1 protein-coding gene is annotated in these 1,811 nt (G+C 33.1%); it reads right to left on the bottom strand.

Annotated elements, in window-relative coordinates:
- Positions 1-340: 340 nt before the first annotated feature.
- Complete coding sequence (locus tag MUW74_RS04160) at positions 341-1,534, bottom strand: hypothetical protein (RefSeq protein ID WP_243553100.1); 1,194 nt, start codon at positions 1,532-1,534, stop codon at positions 341-343.
- Between the last annotated feature and the right edge of the window lie 277 nt (positions 1,535-1,811).

Here is a 1,811-nt window from a genome sequence, read left to right as displayed (position 1 = left end):
GGGCAATCACCTATTAAAGCTGATTAGAAAAACAGCTTGTTTGAACCCGCGCAGCGGGTGAGTTCTGTTTTTACAGCTCTAACAGGTGATTGCTGCAACTTTTTACTGAGGGCTTGATTTTTTGGTTACTTTTTTATCAAGAAAAAAGTAACAATAAAAATTCATTTTTTACCAATGTGATGAACAGATGCAAAAACAGTTACACGAAAGGGGCTCAAGGGGTGGCTCCTGTTTTTTCAGCTGTAAGCTGTGATGGCAGCCAAACTATTTTACAAGGGGCGTTTTTTTGGTGCGCTTGTGACACAGTAGTGAATGGATACATAAGATTACATTTTGCTTTCTACAGACCACTCTTTGTTTGTTTCATGAATGCTGCCAAACCATCTTTGGTTCCTAGTTCGTCCATGAGTTGCTTACCTAGTTGCTGATTTTTTTCTCTTTTGCTCTTAACATCTATTAAAGCTATTATATGTTTTTCTATTAGTTTCGAATATAGTATAGCTTGTACTCCTTTAATTAGCGCTTGCAATGATGCCTCGTTTAGCTCCGCATATAATTCTTTATTATTTTCTAATTTTGTGTATAACTTTTTTAGCTTACTATCTTTATTGATACAATTTTGCTTGATCCAATTTATCCACCTTGTTGGAATTAGATTTTTTGCTTTTGTAAAAAATGTGTGCCTTCCTACCTTGTTAGAATCTTTTGGAGGTAGGGGTTTATAATTTGCGTACCCATTTAAATCGAAGTTTTCCAAACATTGTGTTAGTAGTTCTTCTTTGTAACATGCTATTTGTGCATCATCCATTAGGTCTTTTATGGATGCATTTTTAAGTTTGGGTAATATAGTACCTACTACTTTATCTCTTGCAAGTTTTCCTATCTCAGATCCTAATGGCTCTAACATTTTTTTTATCTCTTTCTGCTTTTTCTTTGTTTTTGATGTACTTGTTACTAATTCCTTTAGGTCTATATTACTATATATATTTTTCATGTCGTTAGCTATTGGATCTGCTAGTTTCTCTAGCCCTTCTTTTAGTTCCTTAACTGCCTTCTCATGTTGTTTATTTTCTAGCTCTCCTGCTCTTTTTTCTACTGTTTCGATGGCTTTTTTTCTTTCATTTTCTTCTTTCTTCATTTGTGCATGGTCTGCTTGATTTCCCTTTTTTAGTTTATTGATATTATCCTCTATTTTCTTCTTTTCTTTTGTTAGTTCATAGTGTTTTTCTGTTAGCCTTTTGATTTCTTTCTTGGTTGCTTCATCTTGCTCTGTTAGTTCCTGTAATTTTGTCTTGTTTGTTTCATGTTTCTCTGTTAGCTTATTGTATTTTCCCTCGTTTTCTTTATATATTTTTTCTAACTTCGTGAGTTTTGCTTGCTCTGTTTTATTTTTACCTATTATTTCCTTGATTTTTTGCTTTATTTTTTTATCCTTCTCTTGTAGTTTCCTGAGTTCTGTTTCGTCTTTTTTATTTTCCTTTGTTATTTCCTGGATTTCTTTCTTGATTTCTTCTTGCTGCTTACGTTTTTGCAATAGATCCGTTTGGACATCCTTTATCTGCTGTTCTGTCTTTGCTAGCTGCTGTTTTTTGTCCGCTAGCTGCGTTTCTGTCTGCTTTAGCTGCTTGTTTTTCTTTTTTTTCTTGTTTTTTGTAGTGTTTGTAGTAGGTTCGTCTTTTGGCTTATTGAGATACTCGGTTTTTGGTTGGTTTGGTTTAGTTGTAGTAGTTGATATTTAATCTTACATTTGTTAATTTGTGTTGATATAAATAACAACAACTATTATGAACTTACATCAAAAAATCATCAAG

It is taken from the genome of Candidatus Cardinium sp. cBcalN2 (genome assembly GCF_022810445.1).
Taxonomy (GTDB): domain Bacteria; phylum Bacteroidota; class Bacteroidia; order Cytophagales; family Amoebophilaceae; genus Cardinium.
The sequence above is the reverse complement of the archived record's forward strand: the minus strand, read 5'-3'. Positions and strand labels throughout refer to the sequence as shown.